Annotated in this window: 20 protein-coding genes and 1 riboswitch; of the genes, 10 read left to right on the forward strand and 10 right to left on the reverse strand. The window is 66.3% G+C overall.

The genetic code is table 11. The features are described 5' to 3' along the window. Positions 1 to 9: 9 nt before the first annotated feature. Together MUN23_RS16335 and MUN23_RS16340 are read right to left on the reverse strand one after the other, a co-directional pair. Complete coding sequence (locus MUN23_RS16335; protein ID WP_248764113.1) at positions 10 to 1,374, reverse strand: ABC transporter substrate-binding protein; 1,365 nt, start codon at positions 1,372 to 1,374, stop codon at positions 10 to 12. A gap of 204 nt (positions 1,375 to 1,578) precedes the next feature. Next, positions 1,579 to 3,177 carry an aminopeptidase P family protein gene (locus MUN23_RS16340; RefSeq protein WP_248759772.1) on the reverse strand — a complete coding sequence of 533 codons (1,599 nt, stop codon included), beginning with the start codon at positions 3,175 to 3,177 and terminating at the stop codon, positions 1,579 to 1,581. 71 nt (positions 3,178 to 3,248) lie between these two features. On the opposite strand from MUN23_RS16340, the gene MUN23_RS16345 reads away from it, so the two are divergent. After that, a complete protein-coding gene (locus tag MUN23_RS16345) occupies positions 3,249 to 4,097 on the forward strand; it encodes a PHP domain-containing protein (protein ID WP_248759773.1) in 849 nt (282 codons plus the stop codon). Here MUN23_RS16345 and MUN23_RS16350 read toward each other — a convergent pair whose 3' ends face one another. From MUN23_RS16350 to thiE, 4 genes are all read right to left on the reverse strand, one after another. Then, a complete protein-coding gene (locus tag MUN23_RS16350) occupies positions 4,098 to 4,970 on the reverse strand; it encodes a site-specific DNA-methyltransferase (RefSeq protein WP_248759774.1) in 873 nt (290 codons plus the stop codon). 8 nt (positions 4,971 to 4,978) lie between these two features. Then, the gene (locus tag MUN23_RS16355; protein WP_248759775.1) at positions 4,979 to 6,673 is read right to left on the reverse strand and encodes a DEAD/DEAH box helicase; all 1,695 of its coding nucleotides are present in this window, start codon (positions 6,671 to 6,673) and stop codon (positions 4,979 to 4,981) included. Positions 6,674 to 6,966: 293 nt separating this feature from the next. Further along, positions 6,967 to 8,496: an RNB domain-containing ribonuclease gene (locus tag MUN23_RS16360; protein WP_248759777.1), complete on the reverse strand. Its 1,530-nt coding sequence runs from the start codon at positions 8,494 to 8,496 to the stop codon at positions 6,967 to 6,969. Positions 8,497 to 8,560: 64 nt separating this feature from the next. Further along, a complete protein-coding gene (gene thiE / locus MUN23_RS16365; protein ID WP_248759779.1) occupies positions 8,561 to 9,337 on the reverse strand; it encodes a thiamine phosphate synthase in 777 nt (258 codons plus the stop codon). A gap of 27 nt (positions 9,338 to 9,364) precedes the next feature. Next, positions 9,365 to 9,485: riboswitch (TPP riboswitch) on the forward strand. On the opposite strand from thiE, the gene thiO reads away from it, so the two are divergent. The 4 genes from thiO (at position 9,476) to MUN23_RS16385 (ending at position 12,281) form a co-directional block, all read left to right on the forward strand. Continuing rightward, positions 9,476 to 10,828, forward strand: coding sequence for a glycine oxidase ThiO (gene thiO / locus MUN23_RS16370; RefSeq protein ID WP_248759781.1), 1,353 nt, complete (start codon positions 9,476 to 9,478; stop codon positions 10,826 to 10,828). It overlaps the preceding riboswitch by 10 nt. Beyond that, complete coding sequence (gene thiS, locus MUN23_RS16375) at positions 10,825 to 11,061, forward strand: sulfur carrier protein ThiS (RefSeq protein WP_058931870.1); 237 nt, start codon at positions 10,825 to 10,827, stop codon at positions 11,059 to 11,061. The genes thiO and thiS overlap by 4 nt, the downstream gene beginning before the upstream one ends. A 4-nt stretch (positions 11,062 to 11,065) precedes the next feature. Next, a complete protein-coding gene (locus tag MUN23_RS16380; protein ID WP_256468633.1) occupies positions 11,066 to 11,881 on the forward strand; it encodes a thiazole synthase in 816 nt (271 codons plus the stop codon). 73 nt (positions 11,882 to 11,954) lie between these two features. Continuing rightward, positions 11,955 to 12,281 carry a 4a-hydroxytetrahydrobiopterin dehydratase gene (locus tag MUN23_RS16385; protein ID WP_248759783.1) on the forward strand — a complete coding sequence of 109 codons (327 nt, stop codon included), beginning with the start codon at positions 11,955 to 11,957 and terminating at the stop codon, positions 12,279 to 12,281. A 77-nt stretch (positions 12,282 to 12,358) separates the two neighbouring features. On the opposite strand, the gene MUN23_RS16390 is transcribed toward MUN23_RS16385, so the two are convergent. From MUN23_RS16390 to MUN23_RS16400, 3 genes are read right to left on the reverse strand one after another with little or no spacing between them, the layout of a single operon-like run. Continuing rightward, complete coding sequence (locus MUN23_RS16390) at positions 12,359 to 12,661, reverse strand: hypothetical protein (protein WP_104062155.1); 303 nt, start codon at positions 12,659 to 12,661, stop codon at positions 12,359 to 12,361. Positions 12,662 to 12,715: 54 nt separating this feature from the next. Beyond that, on the reverse strand, positions 12,716 to 12,940 hold the full coding sequence (locus tag MUN23_RS16395; RefSeq protein ID WP_248759785.1) for a DUF3107 domain-containing protein: 225 nt from the start codon (positions 12,938 to 12,940) through the stop codon (positions 12,716 to 12,718). A 51-nt stretch (positions 12,941 to 12,991) separates the two neighbouring features. Continuing rightward, positions 12,992 to 13,657, reverse strand: a complete 666-nt coding sequence (locus tag MUN23_RS16400; protein ID WP_248759787.1) for a TetR/AcrR family transcriptional regulator — start codon at positions 13,655 to 13,657, stop codon at positions 12,992 to 12,994. 84 nt (positions 13,658 to 13,741) lie between these two features. On the opposite strand from MUN23_RS16400, the gene moeB reads away from it, so the two are divergent. Together moeB and MUN23_RS16410 are read left to right on the forward strand one after the other, a co-directional pair. Then, positions 13,742 to 14,941: a molybdopterin-synthase adenylyltransferase MoeB gene (gene moeB / locus MUN23_RS16405; protein ID WP_248759789.1), complete on the forward strand. Its 1,200-nt coding sequence runs from the start codon at positions 13,742 to 13,744 to the stop codon at positions 14,939 to 14,941. A 139-nt stretch (positions 14,942 to 15,080) separates the two neighbouring features. Further along, a complete protein-coding gene (locus MUN23_RS16410; RefSeq protein WP_371875902.1) occupies positions 15,081 to 16,268 on the forward strand; it encodes an IS30 family transposase in 1,188 nt (395 codons plus the stop codon). A 76-nt stretch (positions 16,269 to 16,344) separates the two neighbouring features. On the opposite strand, the gene MUN23_RS16415 is transcribed toward MUN23_RS16410, so the two are convergent. Next, a complete protein-coding gene (locus MUN23_RS16415) occupies positions 16,345 to 17,658 on the reverse strand; it encodes a glutamyl-tRNA reductase (RefSeq protein WP_141141076.1) in 1,314 nt (437 codons plus the stop codon). Between the two features lie 158 nt (positions 17,659 to 17,816). Here MUN23_RS16415 and hemE point away from each other — a divergent pair, with 158 nt between their 5' ends. The 3 genes from hemE (at position 17,817) to MUN23_RS16430 (ending at position 21,281) form a co-directional block, all read left to right on the forward strand. Next, positions 17,817 to 18,935, forward strand: coding sequence for a uroporphyrinogen decarboxylase (gene hemE / locus MUN23_RS16420; protein ID WP_248759791.1), 1,119 nt, complete (start codon positions 17,817 to 17,819; stop codon positions 18,933 to 18,935). A 4-nt stretch (positions 18,936 to 18,939) separates the two neighbouring features. Beyond that, positions 18,940 to 20,382, forward strand: coding sequence for a protoporphyrinogen oxidase (gene hemG, locus MUN23_RS16425; protein WP_371875928.1), 1,443 nt, complete (start codon positions 18,940 to 18,942; stop codon positions 20,380 to 20,382). A 101-nt stretch (positions 20,383 to 20,483) separates the two neighbouring features. After that, positions 20,484 to 21,281: a hypothetical protein gene (locus tag MUN23_RS16430; protein WP_248759796.1), complete on the forward strand. Its 798-nt coding sequence runs from the start codon at positions 20,484 to 20,486 to the stop codon at positions 21,279 to 21,281. Positions 21,282 to 21,351 lie beyond the last annotated feature (70 nt).

The raw sequence follows: 21,351 nt of genomic DNA on the forward strand, positions 1-21,351 counted from the left end.
GGCTCGGTCTTACTTCTTGGCCCGGTCCAGTGCGGTCTGCGATTTGGTCTGTTCGTCCTTGAGCCGCTGGGACAGGTTGGATTCGCTGACTGCACCGGAGGAAAGATCCGGAATGGACTGGACAACCACGTTGGTCAGTGACAGTTGGACATCGCCCCAGGCACCGCTGAACGGCGTCGCAACGGATTTGGCACCCGACTCAAGGGCCGGAGCAATCACTTCGTTGCTTGCAAGTTCCGTCGCGGCTGCCTGGTTCGCGGGAAGCTGGCCGAAGACCTTGAAGTAGTTGAGCTGGACGTCCTTCTCGGTGATCATCTTGACGAACGCGAAGGCGAGGTCTTTCTGCTTTGAGTAGTCAGCCACCACGAGGTTGTCACCGGAGAGGATGCTGGTGGCAGGCTTAGCGCCGGAAGGGTTGGAGGTCTCGCCCGGAGGAACGGTGGGCATCAGGGCGTACTTGTACTTGCCCTTGACGGCCGAGGCATCCAGGGCGGGGATGGACAGAGGCGACGTCATGGGGAAGTACGCTGCCTTGCCGGCTGCGAAGGCTGCCAGGGCCTGCGGGTTGGCCCAACCAACGGAGGATGGATCAACCACCTTGTCCTTGGTCACCCAACCGAAGTAGGTCTCGTAGGCCTTCTTGGTGATGGGGTCATCGAGACGGACCTTGCTGCCGTCAATGATGGGGTTGCCGGCCTGGATGGACATGCCCCAGATGTACTTCCAGGGGTCGAAGTTGTCCTTATAAGCCACGGCAACACCGTACTGGTCGCCCGTGGTGAGCTTCTTGGCGTGCTCGGTGAATTCATCCCAGGTGGTGGCAGGCTTTTCGATGCCGCCAGCTGCAAGCAGCTCGGTGTTGTAGGCCATCACGAACGGCCGGCTGACGAACGGGATACCGATCTGGTTGCCCTCATCCGGCCCGGAGATGCCCAGGGCTGCGGGAACAAACTTGTCTTTGCCGCCGAGCTGGTTCCATTCGTTGTCGCCCAGTTTCACGAACGCCCCGGTGGAGTAGGCCGTGGGCGTGAACGTCGTGCCGAGTCCGTAAACGTCCGGGCCCTGGCCCGACACGACTGACGTCTGGATCCGGGTCATCTCGTCGTTGGCGCTGGCGAACGTTTCCCACTGGATGTCGGCTCCGGTTTCCGCCTTGAACTTGGCGCTCATTTCCTTGAACCAGGCCTGTTGTTCCTGCGGGTACTGCGCAGTGACGCTCATCAGGACGTTAAGTGTTTTTCCGGTGCCGTCCACCTTGCCGCCAGAAGCGCCGGAGGTGGTACCGCCTGTGCCGCCCGAGCCGCCGCACGCGGCAAGCATCAGGACGGAAATGGCCGCTGCGGCGATGGTGCCGAGGCGACGCGGTTTGGACATACCCATGAGACTTCTCCTTTGAAGACATACATTGCGGCAGAGACCCGAGACTAAAACTCAGTCTACGATTTTCTTTCTCTGCGGCTAGCGTATTCATCAATGCCAACTTTTGGCAAGCGATTGCCAAGAACTGTTATGAGAGTTTCACCAAGGGGTAGGGTCGTCCAGCGCATCGCTGCCGAGATGCGCTGGACGCAAAGACCTCTAGCGGAAGTCTCCGCTTGCCAAACCACCGTCCAGCTCCTGGTAGATGCCTGCCATCCAGGACTGGACGTCGTCGGCCTTGCGGGGCAGTGCGGCGCTGAGGTTCACCGGACCATCGGCCGTCATGAGGATGTCGTCCTCGATCCGCACGCCAATCCCGCGGTACTCCGCCGGGATGGCCAGGTCCTCGTTCTTGAAGTACAGGCCGGGTTCGATTGTGAAGACCATGCCCTCCGTCAGGATGCCGTCGAGGTACAGTTCGCGCTTTGCCTGGGCGCAGTCGTGGACATCCAGGCCAAGGTGGTGACTGGTGCCGTGCGGCATCCAGCGGCGGTGCTGCTGGCCTTCCGTGCTGACGGCTTCCTCGACACTCACCGGGAGCAGCCCCCACTCGGCGAGACGCTCCGCCAGTACGGTGGTGGCCGCGGTGTGGATGTCCCGGAACTTGGCACCCGGCTGGGCAGCGGCGAATCCGGCGTCGGCAGCATCCAGGACTGCCTCGTAGACCTTGCGCTGGACTGCGGTGAAGGTGCCGTTGGCTGGCAGGGTCCGGGTGACGTCGGCGGTGTAGAGCGAGTCCGCTTCAACGCCGGCGTCCAGCAGCAGCAGTTCGCCGGCGTTGATCCTGCCGGTGTTCCGCGTCCAGTGCAGGACTGTGGCGTTGTTGCCGGCGGCGGCGATAGTGTCGTAGCCCAGTTCGTTGCCTACCTCGCGGGCACGCGCAAAGAACGCACCTTCCACCACGCGCTCCCCGCGGGCATGGGTCAGGGCGCGGGGCAGGGCCTTGACTACCTCCACGAAGCCCTCGACAGTCGCAGCCACCGCAGTCATCATCTGTTCGATTTCCCACTCATCCTTCAGGAGGCGGAGTTCAGACAGCGCTTCGGAAAGCTTTTCATCCAGTGCATCCAGGACAGCAAGGTCCAGGTTGTCCGGGTCCTTGGCAGTGTTGTACCGGGCAGTATCCACCAGGGCGTCGATGTTCTCGTCCACCTTGCGCACCAGCCGGATGGAGATGCCGCCGATCTCCGGGGCACCCACGTTCTTGGTGATCGCGGATTCAAGTCCATCGATGTGGGCGGTGGCCAGGCCCAGGCGCGCTTCGAACTCGGCCAGGGTGGGCCGTGCACCGATCCAGAACTCGCCGGAACGGGAGTCAGCGTAGAACTGTTCGGTATCCCGGCCGGCCAGCGGACGGAAGTACAGCGTGGCACGGTGGTGACTGCCGCCGTCGCCCTTTCCTTCGCCGGCGGGTTCCAGAATGAGCACGGCGTCCGGCTCGTGGTCCAGGCCCAGGCCGGTGAGATGCGCGAAGCCGGAATGCGGACGGAACCGGTAGTCGCAGTCGTTGGAGCGGACTTTCAGCGGACCGGCGGGGATGACCAGGCGTTCGCCTTTGAACTTCTCCGAGATGGCCTTGCGCCGGGCCGCGGCGTAGTGGGCCACGGGGTCGAGCGCCGGAAGTTGTTGCTCGGAAGGCGCCCAATTGCTGGCCATAAAGGCCTTGAAGGCGGCGGAACTGGGCCGCTGAGAGCGGTTGTTGACGCGCTCGTCGAGGGGCTGGGAGGCAGAGGTCAGGGTATTTTCGGCATCGTTCACGGCACCATCGTCTCACCAGCACCGAGACTAGGGCCAATACCGGCGCGGACGCGGTCAACTAGGCTGGGCAAGTGAGGATTGACCTGCATGCCCACTCGAACGTTTCGGACGGCACCGAAACCCCCGCCGATGTGATGGCTTCGGCTGCCCGGGCGGGCCTGGACGTGGTGGCACTAACCGATCACGACTCCACGGACGGCTGGGCCGAAGCGTCCCTCGCGGCGCTGGAAAACGGGGTGGCCCTGGTCCCCGGCATGGAGGTCTCCTGCCGGACCGCGCAAGGCATCAGTGTGCATCTGCTGAGTTACCTGCACGATCCTGCCCACCCTGGGCTGCTTGAAGAGATCACCAAGGCCAAGGACGCGCGCCTCACGCGGGCCGAACGCATGGTGACCCTGCTCGCCGAAGACTACCCGCTGACGTGGGACGACGTCATCCACCATGTGGCTCCCGGGGCTACCCTGGGCCGGCCGCACATCGCTGATGCCTTGGTGGCGGCCGGTGTGGTGGCAGACCGCTCGGAGGCGTTCACGTCCATCCTGACGTCCCATTCGCGCTACTTTGTCCAGCACTACGCACCCGACCCCGCCACCGCCGTCGAACTGGTCCGTGCCGCTGGTGGTGTTCCCGTGTTTGCGCATCCCGTGGCGTCCGGCCGGGGCCGGATCGTGGGGGAGCGCACCTACCGCGACATGATCGACGCCGGCCTGGCCGGCCTGGAGATCGACCACCGCGACAACCCCGAGGAGGGACGGGAATTCCTCAGGGGTCTTGCAGCCAAGCATGGGCTGCTGATCACCGGCTCTTCGGATTACCACGGAGCGGGCAAACCGAACCTGCTGGGAGAAAACCTGACCACCGCGGATGTGCTGGCGCGGATTGAGGAACTCGGCACGGGAACTGCCGTCGTCCGCCCCTGATCAGACGGGCGGGAACGACGTAAAGGTTGCCTTGGCCCCCAACCGCTTGGCCATCACGTCAATGGCCGGCTGGTTCTGGTCCACACACACGAACTTCCGGTCCAGTTTGGCCGCCACGGCGCCCAGGGTCCCGGAACCGGCGAAGAAGTCCAGGCACCAGTCACCGGGCCGGCTTGACGCCGACACCACACGGCGGATGAGGCCCTCGGGCTTCTGCGTGGGGTAGCCGGTTTTTTCCTTGCCTGTGGGGGAGACTATGGTGTGCCACCAGACGTCGGTGGGCAGCTTCCCGAGCTCCCGCTTCGCCGGTGTCACCAGGCCAGGCGCCATGTACGGCTCGCGGTCCACCTCGGCGTTGTCGAAGTGGTATTTCGCCGGGTTCTTGACGTACACGAGGATGTTGTCGTGTTTGGTGGGCCAGCGGTACTTGGCGCGGGCACCGTAGTCGTAGGCCCAGATGATCTCGTTGAGGAAGCATTCCCGGCCGAAGATCGCGTCAAGCATCACCTTGGCGTAATGGACCTCCCGGTAATCCAGGTGGAGGTACAGCGTGCCGTCGTCAGCCAGCAGCCGCCAGGCCTCCACGAGCCGGGGTTCCAGGAATGACCAGTAGTCACTGAAGGCGTCGTCGTACCGGTGCAGGGCGCCCTTGATGGTGTCGTAGGAACGCCCCTTGAAGCCCACGCGGTCGCCGTCACCGTCGGTGTTCAGCACCATCCGCGTTTCCTGGCGCTTCTGGACCCTGCCGGTGTTGAACGGCGGGTCAACGTATATCAAGGTGAAGGCGCCGTCCGGCAGCGAGGGGAGGAACTCCGCGTTGTCCGCGTGAACCACCAGGTTGCTGCCGTCCGGCGCCCAGCGGGTGTCAGTCATCGAGGCTGTTATGCCTCGGTGCTGCGCTGCTGCGGGCCGTTGTCGGCACCGGCCACCACTTCGCCGTTGCGGCGGCGGGTGCGGGTCCGGCTGCGGCGGGCACGGGGGTCCACTTCGCCTTCGGCCGGAGCCGCAGCAGCCGGTTCGGGGGCCGGGCTGGTGCCGGCGGTCGCCGCATCAGAGGTACGACGACGGCGGTCACCGGAGCGTCCGCCGGGCTCGCTGGTGCGGCGGCTGCTGCTGTCGCGAGCACCGGAGCGGCCGCCGTCGCGGTTGCTGTCGCGCCCGCTGTCACGGCCACCGCTGGGACGGGTGTTCTTTTTGCCGGTCTCGCCCAGGTCCTCGAGGACCTCGGCGTCGACGCCGGCCAGCACGCGCTTGTTGCGGGGCAGGCGGCCCTTGGTGCCTTCCGGGATGTCCAGCTCTTCGTACAGGTGCGGCGAGGAGGAGTACGTTTCCACGGGCTCCGGGACGCTGAGCCCCAGGGCTTTGTTGATCAGGCCCCAGCGCGGCATGTCGTCCCAGTCGACGAAGGTCACTGCTGTGCCCTTGTTGCCCGCGCGGCCGGTGCGGCCCACGCGGTGCAGGTAGATCTTTTCGTCTTCAACGCACTGGTAGTTGATGACGTGCGTGACGTCGTCGACGTCGATGCCGCGGGCGGCGACGTCAGTGGCCACCAGGACGTCCACCTTGTTGTTGCGGAAGGCACGGAGCGCCTGCTCGCGGGCGCCCTGGCCCAGGTCACCGTGGATGGCGGCGGCGGCGAAGCCACGGTCCACGAGCTCCTCGGCAACCTTCGCGGCGGTGCGCTTGGTTTTGGTGAAGATGATGGTCCGGCCGCGGCCGCGTGCCTGCAGGATGCGGGCAACAACCTCGATCTTGTCCATGCTGTGGGCACGGTAGATGAGCTGGCGGATGTCGCGCTTGGTGAGGCCCTCGTCGTCCGGATCAGCGGCCCGGATGTGGGTGGGCTGGGTCATGTAGCGGCGGGCCATGGCGATGACCGGGCCGGGCATGGTGGCAGAGAACAGCAGGGTCTGGCGGACTGCAGGGGTACCGGCGATGAGGGTTTCCACGTCCGGCAGGAAGCCGAGGTCCAGCATTTCGTCGGCCTCGTCAAGGATGACCATCTTGACGTTCTTCAGGACCAGGTGCTTCTGCTTGTAAAGGTCGATGAGGCGGCCGGGAGTACCGACAACTACCTCGACGCCGTTCTGCAGGGCCTCCACCTGGGGCTCGTAGGCACGGCCGCCGTAGATGGTGGTGATACGGGCGTTCCGCTTGCGGGAAGCGTTCTGGAGATCATTGGCCACCTGGACGGCCAGCTCGCGCGTGGGCACGATGACCAGGGCCTGAGGTGCACCCGGAACGGCGAGCTTGTCATAGCCGGCGTCATCCGGACCCACCACGCGCTGCAGGGCGGGAATGCCGAAACCGAGGGTCTTGCCGGTGCCGGTCTTGGCCTGCCCGATGATGTCGTGGCCCGAAAGCGCCACCGGCAGGGTCATGGCCTGGATAGGGAAGGGGTGGGTGATCCCGGCGTCGGCGAGGGACTCCACGATATCGGCGCGGACGTTGTAGTCAGCGAAGGATTTCTCCTCGATCTCGTGCGGCTTCTCGTCCGAGATGATGGTTTCTTCGGGTTCGATCGTCTCGATGCCGGAGTCGTCAGTCAGGATCTGGTGGGTATGCAATTCACTCACAGGGGAGTTTCCTTATTCATTTGGGCATTGGCGCTGCCTGCTCAACGGGCCGGCCAACGTGGCCGTTCCGGAGCACGCTCGAAGCGCGCAAGCAAATCCAGTGGAAGCCGATCGCGGGCTATCAAAATGCTGGCACTGGTGACCAACGGGTGCATCTCAAGATCGCGTAGGGGCGGGCTTGTTGAATTCAAAATCAAGGAAATCAACGACCGGGCATCCATATCTACTTCTTCAGTCTAGCCGCACGGACCCTGAATCCCGGCTTTGGGCCGATCAGGCGGCGCGCAAAACCTCTAGGCCAGCAGCTCGAAGTGGACCTTGCGGGCGGCGATATCGGAAGAGATCAGGCGGACCCGCACCTTGGTGCCGGATTCCAGGTCGCCGCCGCACCGGGCCGTCACGGCGGGTTCGGCGATCTGGATGATCCCCGAGGGGCCGTTTCCATTTTTTGCGGCTCCGTTTTTCGCAGCGCCGTTCTTGGTGCCGTTGCCATTCCTGCCGTTGCCGTTTTTCCCGTTGCCGTTGTCCTTCTGCGGCTTGGAGCCGGAAATCACGATCGCATCAAACTCCTGTCCCACATGGTTGACCAGGAGCGCGGCCTCCACGGTGTCCAGCGCCATGCGTTCCATCCGCGATGCCAGCTGGTCGGATCCGGCCATGATCTCCGGCAGGGACGGTAGGGCTTCCCGCGCCCAGTCCGGTACCTGGTTGCCGTTGCTCAGGGCTTCGCAGATCACCAGGACAAAGCGGTCGATCAGACGCCGGAGCGGTGCCGTGGTGTGGGCATAGGCAGCGCCGATGGCGGCCTGGATGGCGGCTTCCGGGACTGTGCCGTCAAACGCCGTGTAGCTGGCGCCGCGGAACAGCATGCCGGCGGAGTGCAGGATGGCCAGTTGCCGGGGCGCGGTCGGATCAAGGCTGCGGAGGTATTCGCCGTAGCTGATCTTGCCGTCCCATGGCTTGCCCAAGGCCTCGGTCTGGAGGCGGAAGTGACGCAGGGAGCGCTCGTCGGGGGCGGGCATGGTGCGAAGGATGCCCACTTTTCCCGCCAGCATCAGGTCTGCCGCCGCCATCCCCGTCATCAGGGAGATCTGGGCGTTCCAGTCCTCCACCGGCAGCTGCGGCGCGGCGGCAATCCGGTAGCCGCCGTCGGGCAGTTGCACGATTTCCTGTTCAGGCATGTTCAGGCTGGCGCCGCCACGCTGCCGCTCCAGTTCAACGCGCTTGAGGCCCACTTCCTTCAGGAGCTGCAGGACAGGACCGGCCGTTCCGGCGTCGAGTTCGGCCTGGACTCCCTTGTAGCTCAGCTTGGCCCGGCTGCGGATGGTGGCCCTCCGGACGCTCACCGTGGAGACCTGTGCGGTGTCGTTCAGCCCGAACTCCCACACGTAGGCGGAACACAGCTGGCCGGCGAGAAGGCTGCCTGCCCCTTCGCTGATGACTTCCGGGTGCAGCGGGATACGGCCGTCAGGGGCGTAGAACGTCTGGCCGCGGCGCCGGGTCTCTGCGTCCAGTCCGCCGCCGGGGCGGACAAAGGACGGCACATCAGCGATGGCGTACAGCACCCGGTAGCCATTGCCCGCACGCTCGATGAACAGCGCCTGATCCAGGTCAGTGGACGACGCCGGATCGATAGTGAGGAAGGCCACTTCCGTCAGGTCAGCACCCGGCAACTCGTGTGCGGCCACTGCCGCTTCCGCGTCCCGGACCGCCTCCGCCGGGTAGGGCCCCGGCAGTTCCAGCTCGGTCCGCAGGGCGCTCAGCGCCGCCGCGAGGTCGTTCGTCTGCTCGTGGACATTGGGGGCCAACCTATGATGTGACACGAAAATCAGGTTAGCTCGATTTCCACGGATCGTGCACGCCCGCCGCCCGCCACGCGGGGGATCGTCAGGATGCGCCGGCGTCCAGGGTCGCCAGGAGTGCCGCGGCCGCCGCTGCGGGGTCCGGGGCTTCGGTGATGGCACGCACCACAACAATCCTGCCGGCGCCGGCCTCCACCACCTGCTCCACGTTGCCGAGATCGATGCCTCCGATGGCAAACCAGGGCAGCGTGGCCTGGGTGCCACCGGCAGCGCGGACGGCTTCGGCCGCGTACCGCACCAGGTCAAGGCCGACGGCGGCCCGGCCCGGTTTCGTCGGAGTGGCCCAGACCGGTCCTACGCAGAAGTAGTCCAGGCCGCCTTGGTCAGTCAGCCCACCGGACAGCCGGATGGCGCCTTCGATCTGCTCGGCGGTGTGCGTGGAAAGGCCGATCGCGGCTGGTGCCCCGAGCAGCGTGCGGGCGGAAGCGACAGGCAGATCTTTCTGCCCGATGTGGAAGACGGGGGCGCCGGACAGCAGCGCGATATCGGCACGGTCATTGACTGCCCACAGCTTTCCGTGGCGTTCGGCCGCGGCCTGAAGCACGGCCAGCAGCTCCAGCTCCTCCGCCGCCTCGATCGCCTTGTCCCGGAGCTGGATGATGTCCACGCCGCCGGCAAACGCCGCGTCCACAAACTCGCCAAAGTCCCCGCGGTCCCGGCGCGCGTCGGTGCACAGGTACAGCCTGGCGCTGTGCGGGAGGCCGGTGTTTATGCCGCCGGCAGGGTCTGTTCCGGTCAAGGACTCGGGAGCGGCGGAGGGGACAGAGGGCGTGCCTGCAGCGGCGAAGGATTGCGCGTTCATGGAAACCAGCCTAAGTCCCCTAAACTGGGCGGGTACTGCGGGAGCCCGTTGCAGCCGTCACAAAGCGGCCGGGCTGAGAGGGCGTCAGAGCCGACCGCTTGACCTGATCCGGCTAGTACCGGCGTAGGGAAGGAACATATGCCCCCCGCAATAAGCAGCCCACCTGAGTCCGCACGAGCCAGCCAGGCCACCGCCCTGCACGCCGACGTGGCCGTCATCGGCGGCGGAGTCATCGGCCACGCCATAGCCTGGGAAGTCCGGCGGTCCGGCCGTTCGGTCGTGCTGATCGATGATGCTCCCGGCAACGGCGCCAGCTGGGCAGCCGCCGGCATGCTGGCCCCTGTGAGCGAACTGCACTACCAGGAGGAAGACCTCCTTGAGCTGATGCTGGCATCCTCCGGCCTGTGGCCTGCCTTTGCGGCGGACCTCGCCCTGGCCGGGGCTGGCGATACCGGATATCTGACGACGCCGACCCTGGCCATCGGCGCGGACGCTGCGGACCGCCGGGCACTGATGGACCTCCGGGCCGTGCAGCAGGCCAGCGGCCTGGTGGTGGAACCCCTGACTGTCCGTGAGGCCAGGACCAGGGAATCCCTGCTCAGCCCGGCCATATCCTGCGCCCTGGACATCCCCGCCGACCACCAGGTGGATCCACGGAAACTCGTGGCGTGCCTCCAGGAAGTCCTGGCCATCCACGAACCGGGAGCAGGAACAGCCGTGGCAGGTGCCCGCGCGGGATTCGCCGTTGACCAACGTGCCGCTGCCCTGCTCTGGGAGGGCGGCCGCGTCATCGGCGTGAGGCTCGCCCACGGCGGAACTGTCCAGGCCAAGGAGACCATCGTGGCCAACGGATTGCAGGCGGCGTCGCTGGAGGGCCTGCCGGGTGGACTGCATTTGCCCCTGCGGCCCGTCTACGGTGACATCCTGCGGCTGGCTGTTCCGCGGCACCTGCGCCCGCTCCTCACCTCCACTGTCCGCGGAATGGTCCATGGTGTGCCGGTCTATATCGTTCCCCGGCGGGACGGCACGGTGGTGATCGGGGCTACGCAGCGAGAAGACGCGCTCGCCGGGTCGGGCGAAGCCGCTGTCTCGGCGGGCGGCGTCTACCAGTTGCTGCGTGACGCCCAGGTCCTGGTGCCGGCCGTCTCGGAGCTTGAACTCCTGGAATGCACGGCACGGGCAAGACCGGCGACCCCGGACAATGCGCCTCTCCTCGGCCGCGTACCGGTTTCCGCGCTAACGCCACGGAGGGGGAACACGGCGAACATTGCCGGGCTGATGGTTGCCACCGGATTCTTCCGACACGGAGTGCTGCTGGCTCCGGCGGCGGCGGCCATCTGCCGGGACCTGCTGGACGGCCGGACGGACCCGCGATGGGGGGCCCTCAGCCCGGCCCGCTTTTCAGGAAAGCACCACGTAGCCGGCACACAGTCCCCAGACAAGGACATCAGCAGCACGAAGGACCTCGACCCACAGAAGGAATCAGCATGAACATCACCCTCAACGGCTCGCGCCATTCCGTGGCGGACGACGCCTCCATCACCACCCTCATCAGCCAGATCACTGGCCGTCCCCTCGCGGCCAACGGCCAGGCAACAGACGGGCAGAAACTCGGCGTCGCCGTCGCCCATAACTCCGAAGTAGTACCCCGCAGCCAGTGGTTCGTCACGGCGCTCGCCGAAGGTGACGACGTCGAACTGGTCACAGCAGTCCAGGGAGGCTGACACCATGACAGTAACCAGCAACATCAGCACACATAACCGTCCCGAGGGCGCAGACAGGCTGGTCATCGACGGCGTCGAGCTCGGCTCCCGCCTCATCATGGGCACCGGTGGCGCCCCCAGCCTCGACGGGCTGGGCGCCGCCCTGCTGGCGTCCGGAACCGAGCTGACCACGGTGGCCATGCGCCGCTATTCGCCGGCTGAATCGGGGTCCCTTTTCCAGCTCCTGGTGGACCACGGGATCCGGATCCTGCCCAACACCGCCGGCTGCTTCACCGCCCGGGACGCGGTCATGACGGCGGAACTCGCCCGCCAAGCGCTGGAAACCGACTGGCTCAAGCTGGAAGTCATCGCCGACGAACAAACCCTGCTGCCGGACGCCGTGGAGCTCGTGGACGCCACGGAACAGCTTGTAAACCGGGGCTTCAAAGTGTTCGCGTACACCAACGATGACCCGGTCCTGGCCCTGCGGCTGGAAAACCTGGGTGCCACCGCGGTCATGCCGCTCGGGGCGCCCATCGGCACCGGCCTGGGAATTCTGAATCCACACAACATCGAACTGATCGTCTCCCGCGCCTCGGTGCCCGTGGTGCTGGACGCCGGCATCGGCACGGCATCCGATGCCGCCCTGGCCATGGAGCTTGGCTGTGATGCCGTGCTGCTGGCCACCGCGGTCACGCGTGCGCAGAATCCGGCACTCATGGGGGAGGCCTTCAAACACGCCGTCATCGCCGGTAGGCTGGCGAAAGCGGCCGGCAGGATTCCGCGCCGCGAGCACGCCCTGGCGTCATCGGCCATGGAAGGCCGGGCAGAGTTTCTCTAGGCCGCTTTCTCCACGCCTGGCGCCCTCGGCCAAACGCCGGGGCGGGCTCACCGGACGAGCCTAGGAGGCCGCTGTGGCCGGCAAGGAAGACATACTCACGCGGGAGCGGATCGACGCCGTCCTGGCCGCGCTGCCCAACTGGCAGTACCGGCTGGGCGGGCTCGTCGCTGTCTATAAGACGCCGACGGCGGCCGCCGCTCTGGAGCTGATTGCCGCCGTCGGACGCCTGGCGGAAGAACAGAACCACCACCCGGACCTTGACTGGCGCTACAACAGGGTGCATCTGCGCTACACGTCCCACGACGCCGGCGGCGAGGTCACTGAGCGGGATGCCGCTGCTGCCGCGGCCGTGAGTGCTGCTGCCGTTCGGCTCGGCGCCACAGCCCAGCCGGTGGGTTAAGCCGCCGGGTTAAAGGACCGTGACCACGCACCCTGCTGGGGTGGTGGTCACGGGTTCTTAAGGAAAAAGGGCGCGGCCTAAAGCTTGAGCGCCTGCGTCAGCCGCCGCGTATCGTGGCTTTCGCGCGTCCGGCCCAGGTAGATGACCGTCCCGATGGCAGCGACGGTGCCGAGCGCCATGGGCAGGACCCACGGAATCCACGTCAGGCCCGGCTGGTAGCCAAAACCTGCCGCGATGAAAATGATCCAGCTGACCGCGCCCACCACCACGGCAACCCCTGCGGGCAACCCTGTGCCGTACCGCGTATGGCGCTTGTCATTCGCCCAGACAACAAAGCCTGCGGCTGCTGTGACCAGGACAACGATGGTCAGCGAAAGCATGGAATCTCCTCGGAAAGCAGCGGCCAACCGCCAAGGCGGCTGGCCGCGGACGTGCTAGAACTGGCCGAAACCGACCTTGCGGGCCTCTTCGGCGCCGATTTCCACGTAACCCAGGGCGTTGCCGGGAACGATGATGATGCGTCCCTTGTCGTCCGTGAGGCGGAGTTCTGTGCCCTTGGTGATGGCTTCTTCAACGACCGTGGCTACAGCGTCAGCATCCTGAGCCGATTCCAATACGATTTCGCGGCCAATGTTCTGAATGCCGATCTTAATTTCCAAAAGGGGGCCTCCCAGCCAATCAAAGTTTTCTTGGGTTCTCTTATTTGTAGTCTAGGACTCTTTGGGGAATCGAGAGATTCCGCGCCAAGCTAAACGGTAAATGAGGTCGCTGGCCACATCGAGGTCCAGGTTCCCGTCCGTTTCCAGCCAGTAACGCGCGCTGACCTGGGCCATTCCGGCTAGGCCGCGGCCCAGAAGCTGCGCCTCCAGGTGGGGCAGCTTGGTGTCCTCGGCAATCACGCGGGCAACGGCGTCCGCGAAGGTTTTGTTGAAGGTCTCGAGGCGTGAACTGACGTCGGGATCGTTGATGAGGTCCGATTCGAAGACCAGGCGGTGGGCCTGGTCATCGCTGGCGATGAAGCGGAAATAAGCACGCATCACGGCCTGGACACGTTCGTCATTGTCGGTGGTGGAGCTCAACGCACCGAGCATCAGGTCCGTCAGCGACGCGAGGTGGCTGTCCAGCAGGGCAAGATACAGCTCGCGTTTGGACGGGAAGTGCTGGTACAACACCGGTTTGCTGACATGGGCCGTTTCGGCGATTTCATCCATGGCGGCGCCATGGTAGCCGTTGGCGACAAAAACCTCCTGCGCCGCAGCGAGGAGCTGCGCCCGGCGCTCGTCCCGGGGAAGCCGGGCGGACCGCTGGCCTGCAGTGCGTTGAGGTGCGGCCGGTTCGCCGCCGGACGCCCGGTCAGCCCGTGCTTCATGGACCACAGTTGCCCTACTTTCCCTTGCCGTTACCTACACAATACTGCGCGGTAATATGACCGGGCGGTATCTCGGGGCATACATTGAAGTATGGCTTCGACTTTGACCGCAAATGATTCCTCTGTCTCGCTTAACCCGCTCGTGGAGCCCGCCGGTGAACTGACGCCGGCCGAGGTGGAACGCTACTCGCGGCACCTCATCATTCCCGAAATCGGAGCGGTGGGGCAGCGGCGGCTGAAGAACGCCAGGGTACTTGTTATCGGCGCCGGGGGACTGGGCTCGCCCGCCCTGCTCTACTTGGCGGCAGCGGGCGTGGGGACCCTGGGAATCATCGACGACGACGCCGTTGACCTCAGCAACCTGCAACGCCAGGTGATCCACGGCGTCGCCGACGTAGGACGGCCCAAGATCGAATCCGCGCGGGACGCCATCGCGGCCCTGAACCCGCTTGTGGAGGTCCGGCTGCACAACGTCAGGCTGGATGCCTCCAACGCACTGGAGCTGTTCGCGGACTACGATCTGATCCTTGACGGGGCGGACAACTTCGCCACCCGCTACCTGGTCAACGATGCCGCCGCCATCCTCGGCAAGCCCTATGTGTGGGGATCGATCTTCCGCTTCGACGGTCAGGTCAGCGTGTTCTGGGAAAAGCACGGACCCACCTACCGGGACCTTTATCCCGAGGCGCCGCCCGCCGGATCCGTGCCCTCCTGCGGCGAGGGCGGCGTCTTCGGCATGCTCTGTGCTGCTGTGGGTTCACTCATGGTGACCGAGGCAGTGAAGCTGATCACCGGCGTCGGACGTTCACTCTTGGGCAGGGTGGCACTGTTTGATGCGCTGGGCGGCAGCTGGCGCGAGATCCGAGTGTCCAAGGACCCGGCGGCCGAGCCCATTACGGAACTGACCGACTACGAAGCTTTCTGCGGCATCACCCCCGCCGCCTCCGCCGACACGGAGCACACAGTGACGGCAACCCAGCTGGCCACCATGCTGGCGTCCCGGAAGGCAGGCTTGAAGGACTTCGAGCTGGTGGACGTCAGGGAAACCGGCGAACACGACATCGTGAGCATCGACGGCTCGGTGCTGATCCCGCAGGGCAGGATCCTCGCCGGGGAGGCCTGGGCGGAACTTCCGCAGGACAAGGACATTGTGTTCCACTGCAAGGCGGGCACGCGGTCAGCCAACGTGCTGGAGGCTGCGCGGAAGGCAGGCTACCAGCGGGTCAGCCACCTCGACGGTGGAATCCTGGCCTGGGTGCGCGACGTCGAGCCGCAGAAGCCGGTCTACTGACCCTGTCGCCCTGCAACGACGCTCTCTCACTTTTCGCCCCTAATTCAACGACGCTCCCTCAGTCTCTTGAAAGAAGTGAGAGAGCGTTGAGGGCAGAGTCATACGGTCGTAGCAACGCTCTGATTGATGGAGCGTTTTCATGGCCAGATCATTTCCTCCGAATACCCGCACCGAGTTCGTTGACATGGTGTGTGGCGGGATGTCGATTGTCGCTGCCGCGCGGCGTGTCGGAGTCACGCATGGGGCTGGGAGGAACTGGTGGGCCCAGTCTGGCCACATGATGACTGTGAACATGGGCGCTGTTGGGGGTCTTTCGGATCCGGCACCGACGGCGGACGGTCCGGGTGGCCGGGCGTTGAACTTGGCTGATCGGGGGATGATCCAGATGGGTCGGCGGAAGGGACTCAGCTATGCCGACATTGGTGAGGCGATTGGTCGGGACAAGTCGGTGGTCTGGCGGGAGGTGAACCGGAACGCCAGCGCGGACGGGGTGTATTACGCCTCGGTCGCCCATACGAGGGCGCATCAGGCCAGGCGCCGGCCCAAGGCGTTGAAGCTGGTCGAGGACGAGGATCTGTGCCGGCTGATCGGCGTGTGGATGGATGACGGGTGGAGTCCGAAACTGATCTCGGCGATGTTGGCGTTTTACTTCGCCGGTGATCACACTATGCAGGTGAGCCACGAGACGATCTACCAGGCGCTGTATGTTCAATCCCGCGGAAGTCTGCGGGCAGATCTGGCCGAGAAGCTCAGCCTGAAGCGGAAGCAGCGCGTTCCCCACGCCGCGGACCGGCACAAGAACAGCCCTTACAAGGAGGCGTTCAAGATCAGTGCGCGCCCGGCCGAGGTCCAGGACCGGGCAGTGCCGGGGCATTGGGAAGGTGACCTCATCATCGGCTGCGACGGGACCGCGATCGGAACACTCGTGGAACGCTCGACCAGGTTCACGATCCTCCTCCACCTCGCCGGGGACCACACCGCTGAGACTGTCGCCGCCGCGATGATCCGGGAGATGGGCCAGCTCCCGGATCACCTGCGACGGTCGATCACCTGGGACCGCGGCACGGAACTGGCCGAATACGCCCAAATCCAGACCGCACTCGAGACCACGCTCTACTTCTGCGACCCGCACTCACCCTGGCAGCGCGGGACCAACGAGAACACCAACCGGCTCCTGCGGTTCTGGTTCGAGAAAGGCTCTGACCTCTCCGTTCACACCCCGGAGGACCTCCGCCGGGTCGCCGCGAAACTCAACCGCCGGCCCCGGCCCACCCTTAACCTCGAGACCCCAGCCAACCGGCTGAACCAGCTGCTACACGCGGCATAAACCCCCGCGTTGCTCCGACTACTTGACTTTGCCGAGGCAATTCGAGCCAAAAGTGAGAGAGCGTCGCTGGGGGGGGTCAGGCGGTTTCGAGGCCCCGGTGGTCCACGGGGCACTCCGCCTGCGCTGCGGTGGCCGGCTGTTCCACGGTGATGCCGTAGAGGGTTTCGAGCGCCGACACGTAGTCGTCCTGCTGGCCGTTGGCGGCGAGCTCACGGGCACGGACAGTGGGCACATGCAGCAGCTGCTTGACCATCCGGCGGAGGGCGAACTCCACTTCCTCGGCGGCGGCGGTGCAGCCGTGGCGGGCACGGACGCGTTCCATTTCCGCATCCAGGACGTTCATGGTGTGTCGGCGGAGCGCCACGATGGCGGAATCCACCGAGCGGGCTTCCCGTTCCTGTTCGAAGGCCTGGGCCGCGCCGGACACAATGCCGCTGGCCTGGGTGAGGGACTCGGCCTGTTCCTGGGGTGCCGCCAAACGCACGGATTCCAGCGTGAGCAGCTCAACGCCGTCGAGCTGGCCGACTTCGGGGTCAAAGTCATGGGTGAGGGCGAGGTCGATCGCGATCAGCGGCTGGGGAGAGTCCGCGCGGATCTCGGCAAGTTCGCCGGCCTCGACCCGGGTGTCGGAGCCGCTGCAGCCGATCATAACGTCGGCCGCAGCTACGGCTACCGGCAGGGATTCGCTGTCCAGCGCTGTTCCGCCGCGCGTGGCGACAAACGCTTCGGCGCGTCCCGACGAGGAGAACACGGAGATGTCGGTGCAGCCCCGTTCGCGGAGCAGAGCCATGGTGGCGCCGGCGTAGGCGCCGGTGCCGAACACCACTACCTTCTTCGCTGACCAGTCGGGGCTTTCGGAGAGATCGGTGGCCAGATCCAGTGCCACTGAAACGATGGACAGGCCCCGGGAACCGAGGGCGGTCTGTGCTCCGACATCCTTGGCTGTCTTGGAGGCGGCCTGAAAGAGGCGGACCAGGCCGGAGCTGGCCGTGCCCTCGTGCTGGGCGGTGATGAGTGCGCGGCGGACCTGGCCGGCAATTTCACGTTCACCCACGACGGCGGAGTCCAGCCCGGCGCTGACGGCGAAAAGGTGCTGGCTGACTTCGGGGCCGGTGCGTGTGCTGAAGGAGCGGGACACGAGCTGTTCGTTGAGGCCGCTAAGGCCGCTGATCTCGGAAACGAGGGCCGCACGGGCAGCCTCAACATCGTCAGCGTGCGGCGCTTCACCGTAGATTTCGTACCGGTTGCAGGTGGCAAGCACAATCGCACCCGTCACTGCCGGCGATCCGGAGAGTGCGGATGTGGCGATCCCGGAAGCACCGTTGCTCAGTTGAGCAACGGTTTCAAGGTCGATGTCGGCGTGTGTAGCCACCAATGAAAAAAGAACCACAGCGGATCAATCATAGCTTTTTCGTGGCCCGGTAGAACAACCCGCCAAACGGCAACGGCCGGCAGCGGGCCGTGATTCCTGCCACGGCGCGTCCAGGACGGCTCCAGGTGACAGGCTGTCGTTATCTTTTAGGGCCGATTTTGGGCACAATCAAAGGCATGACTTCCAGCTCCGCCGTGTCCAATGCCGTGCCCAGTGTCCCGTCTGACGACAGGGCTCTCGCTGCCGGCCATCCGCTGATGGACGGCCGAACCGCAGATTCGCCGCTCATCACCGCCTACCGCGGCGGCAAGCCGTCGCGGCGGCCCGTGTGGTTCATGCGGCAGGCCGGGCGCTCCCTGCCGGAATACCTGAAGGTGCGCGAAGGCGTGGCCATGCTGGATTCCTGCCTGCGGCCCGAGCTCGCGGCCGAAATCACGCTGCAGCCCGTCCGGCGCCATGACGTGGACGCTGCCATTTTCTTCTCCGACATCGTTATTCCGCTCAAGCTCGCCGGCGTCGGCGTGGACATTGTGCCGGGCGTGGGCCCCGTGCTGGACAAACCGGTGCGCACGGCTGCAGACGTGGCTGCCCTGCCCCAGCTGACCTGGGAAGCGTTGGAACCGATCCGCGAAGCCGTGCGGCTGACCGTGGCCGAGCTGGGCAAAACCCCGCTGATCGGCTTTGCCGGTGCCCCGTTCACCCTCGCCGCCTACATGGTGGAGGGCAAACCCTCCCGTGACCACCTGGGCCCGCGCACCATGATGCACGCGGACCCGGAAACCTGGACGGCGCTGGCCAACTGGGCCGCCGACGCCTCGGGGATGTTCCTCCGCGCCCAGCTGGAAGCCGGCGCCTCCGCCGGGCAGCTGTTTGATTCCTGGGCAGGGTCGCTGGGCCTGGCCGACTACACCAAGTTCGTGGCACCGGCCTCGGCCCGTGCGCTGGACCATGTCCGCCACAGCGGCGCGCCGCTGATCCACTTTGGTACCGGAACCTCCGAACTGCTTGTTGCCATGCGCGACGTCGGCGTGGACGTTGTGGGAGTGGATTACCGCCTTCCGCTGGATGAGGCCAACCGGCGCCTGGGCGGAACGGTGCCCCTGCAGGGCAACATCGACCCCGCGCTGCTGTCCGCGCCGTGGGATGTGCTGGAAGCCCATGTCCGTGCGGTCATTGCGGCCGGCGCTTCTGCGCCCGGCCACGTGCTCAACCTTGGACACGGGGTGCCGCCGGAAACCGACCCCACGGTCCTGACCCGCGTTGTAGAACTCATCCACTCCATTTCCCCGGAGTAGGACCGTGGGCAGTTCCGTGAGACCGGCCCAGACCGCCGTCGTCCTGGGCGGCGGCATCTCCGGCCTGCTGGCCGCCCGCGAGCTGGCAGCTGCCGGACGCACCGTCACCGTCCTGGAAGCAACAGCATCCTGGGGCGGCTGCGTGGGCAGCCACGTGGTGGCCGGCCTCACGCTGGACAGCGGAGCAGAGTCCTTCGCCACACGCTCGACCGCCGTGGCGGAACTTGCTGCTGAACTGGGACTCGGCGGCAAGATTGTGGCGCCCCGCCCGGGCGGCGCCTGGGTGCAGCTTCCGGACGGCCCGCGCGAACTGCCCAAGACCGGAGTCCTGGGCATTCCCGCCAACCCCTGGGACCCGGAGGTCAGGCGGTCCCTCGGATTTGCGGGTTCGCTGCGGGCGTCGCTGGACAAGTACATGCCAGCGTCGATCGGCGCGTCGGCGGACGTCACCAGCGTCGCGGCGCTGGTGCGGGCCCGGATGGGCCGCCGCGTGTTGGAGCGCCTCGTGGCCCCGGTGGTTGGCGGCGTGCACTCCGCGGACCCCGGACTCCTGGACGTGGACATGGTGGCCCCCGGCCTCCGGGCCGGAATCCGAGAGCACGGTTCCCTCGCAGCCGCGGTGGCCGCCCAGCGGCGCGGCTCCACCCAGCCGTCCGTCGCGAAGGCGGGTTCCGCCGTCGCCGGCCTCGACGGCGGGATGCACACCCTGGTTTCGGCCCTCCTCAGCGATCTCCGCGGCCGCGGTGTCACCCTGGTGAGTGGAACAGCCGCGGACGCCGTCGAACGGACGCCGGACGGGTGGCGCGTCACCGCCGGTGACGCAGCGTACGACGGCGGCCTGCTGGTGGTGGCGCTGCCCGGCCCGGCCGCAGTGGGGCTGCTTCAGGCGGCCGTCCCCGCCCTCGCCGGCAGCAGCCCCGAAAGTGGTCCGGATGTCCGGCTCGTCACCGTGGTGGTGGACCTGCCCGAACTGGACCGCAGGCCGCGGGGCACCGGGATCCTGGTGGCCCCCCAGACTCCGGGTATCCAGGCAAAAGCCCTCACGCATGCCACCGCGAAGTGGGATTGGCTGGCCGCTGCGGCAGGTCCCGGGACCCACGTGCTGCGGCTCTCCTACGGCCGCCTGGAAGCCGCGAAACCCGCGACCCCAGAAACCGACGGCTCCGCCCCTGCCCTCGACGCGGAATTACTGGCTGCTGCCCTGCGTGACGCTTCGGCGCTGCTGGACGTCCCGGTGCGGGGGACGGACGTAGTCGGTTGGGATGTTGTCAGGTGGCAAGGGGCCCTGCCGTTCGCGGCCGTGGGACACAAAGCCCGGGTGGCCGAGGTCAGGAAGCTCTGCGCGGCAGAGGCTGGCCTCGGCATTGTGGGCGGATGGGTGGCCGGCAACGGACTCGCCGCCGTGGTGGCCGATACCCGAAAAGAAATTCGCAGCCTGCTCAGCTGACCATCGCTCCTGTTCAGTGGAATATGGGCCTTGAAAGGACCACTCCGGGGTGTAGTTTCCGGTTTTCAATCCACCCCCTCATGTGGCTAGGGTCGATAACTATGGTTATTTACAGGTCCGAATCTTCCCGTTCCCGGACCAGTATCCATGGGGGACTCCGGCGTGGCGCTGCAGCGGCTGCCGTCGGAGCGGTACTGGTCCTGTCCGCCGGCGTTCCGGCATCCCAGGCGGCTGACGGCAGCGCCGAACCCACAGAGTCCGCCGCGGTTGCGGCCGACGGGGACCTCGCCGGGGTCAGCGGCCTGCTGAATGGCCTCCTGGGCGGTTCCGGCGGACAGACCAAAGCCTCACCCGAACCGACTCCCGCCCCCTCAGGATCTTCCACTCCGACGGTCACACCGTCTCCGGCCCCCACGTCCACGGCCCCCACGTCCACGGCCCCCACATCAACTGCGCCGACGTCGTCCGCTCCGTCGACATCTGCCAGCCCAGCGCCGCAGGGCACCACTCCGCAGGGCACCACTCCGCAGGGCACGGCTCCCCAAGGTGCCGTCCCGCCGTCGAGCGCTCCGGCGCCGCTCAGCACGTCCCCGGATGCCGCAGGTTCAGCGGCAGGCACGCAGCCGAACGGCCAGCCCGGTGCCCCCGCCGACGCGACGCAGGAAGCCGGCCAGGAAGCCGATCGTGCTGCGGACCAGCCCACGGACACCCACGGCACCAACGCCACGCCTGTTTCGGGACCGGGGCGCCACGGAAACGCGCCTGCCAGCCGGGACAACATGGCGTCCGCCACGGCAGCAGCCGCGGCGGCCGAACCCGCGAAGGTCTGGCTGGGTGTGGGACTGGTGGGGTCCGCCGGAGCCGCTGGCCTCCTTTTTGCCCGGATCCGCCAGATCTGACCTCGGTGCCGGATCAGGCTCACAACCCATGCTGCGCCGAACGTGTGACATTGAGCACTTCTACGTCTTG

This window comes from Pseudarthrobacter sp. SSS035 (assembly GCF_023273875.1).
Classification (GTDB): Bacteria; Actinomycetota; Actinomycetes; order Actinomycetales; family Micrococcaceae; genus Arthrobacter.

Bases quoted from the DNA above. Each gene is read 5' to 3' on its own strand.
- MUN23_RS16335 (WP_248764113.1), bottom strand. From the start codon at position 1,374: ATGTCCAAACCGCGTCGCCTCGGCACCATCGCCGCAGCGGCCATTTCC.
- thiO (WP_248759781.1), top strand. From the start codon at position 9,476: ATGCCCCCCGCAATAAGCAGCCCACCTGAGTCCGCACGAGCCAGCCAG.
- thiE (WP_248759779.1), bottom strand. From the start codon at position 9,337: ATGAACGCGCAATCCTTCGCCGCTGCAGGCACGCCCTCTGTCCCCTCC.
- MUN23_RS16390 (WP_104062155.1), bottom strand. From the start codon at position 12,661: ATGCTTTCGCTGACCATCGTTGTCCTGGTCACAGCAGCCGCAGGCTTT.
- MUN23_RS16430 (WP_248759796.1), top strand. From the start codon at position 20,484: ATGGTTATTTACAGGTCCGAATCTTCCCGTTCCCGGACCAGTATCCAT.
- MUN23_RS16410 (WP_371875902.1), top strand. From the start codon at position 15,081: ATGGCCAGATCATTTCCTCCGAATACCCGCACCGAGTTCGTTGACATG.
- MUN23_RS16350 (WP_248759774.1), bottom strand. From the start codon at position 4,970: ATGACTGACACCCGCTGGGCGCCGGACGGCAGCAACCTGGTGGTTCAC.
- moeB (WP_248759789.1), top strand. From the start codon at position 13,742: ATGGCTTCGACTTTGACCGCAAATGATTCCTCTGTCTCGCTTAACCCG.
- hemE (WP_248759791.1), top strand. From the start codon at position 17,817: ATGACTTCCAGCTCCGCCGTGTCCAATGCCGTGCCCAGTGTCCCGTCT.
- thiS (WP_058931870.1), top strand. From the start codon at position 10,825: ATGAACATCACCCTCAACGGCTCGCGCCATTCCGTGGCGGACGACGCC.
- MUN23_RS16380 (WP_256468633.1), top strand. From the start codon at position 11,066: ATGACAGTAACCAGCAACATCAGCACACATAACCGTCCCGAGGGCGCA.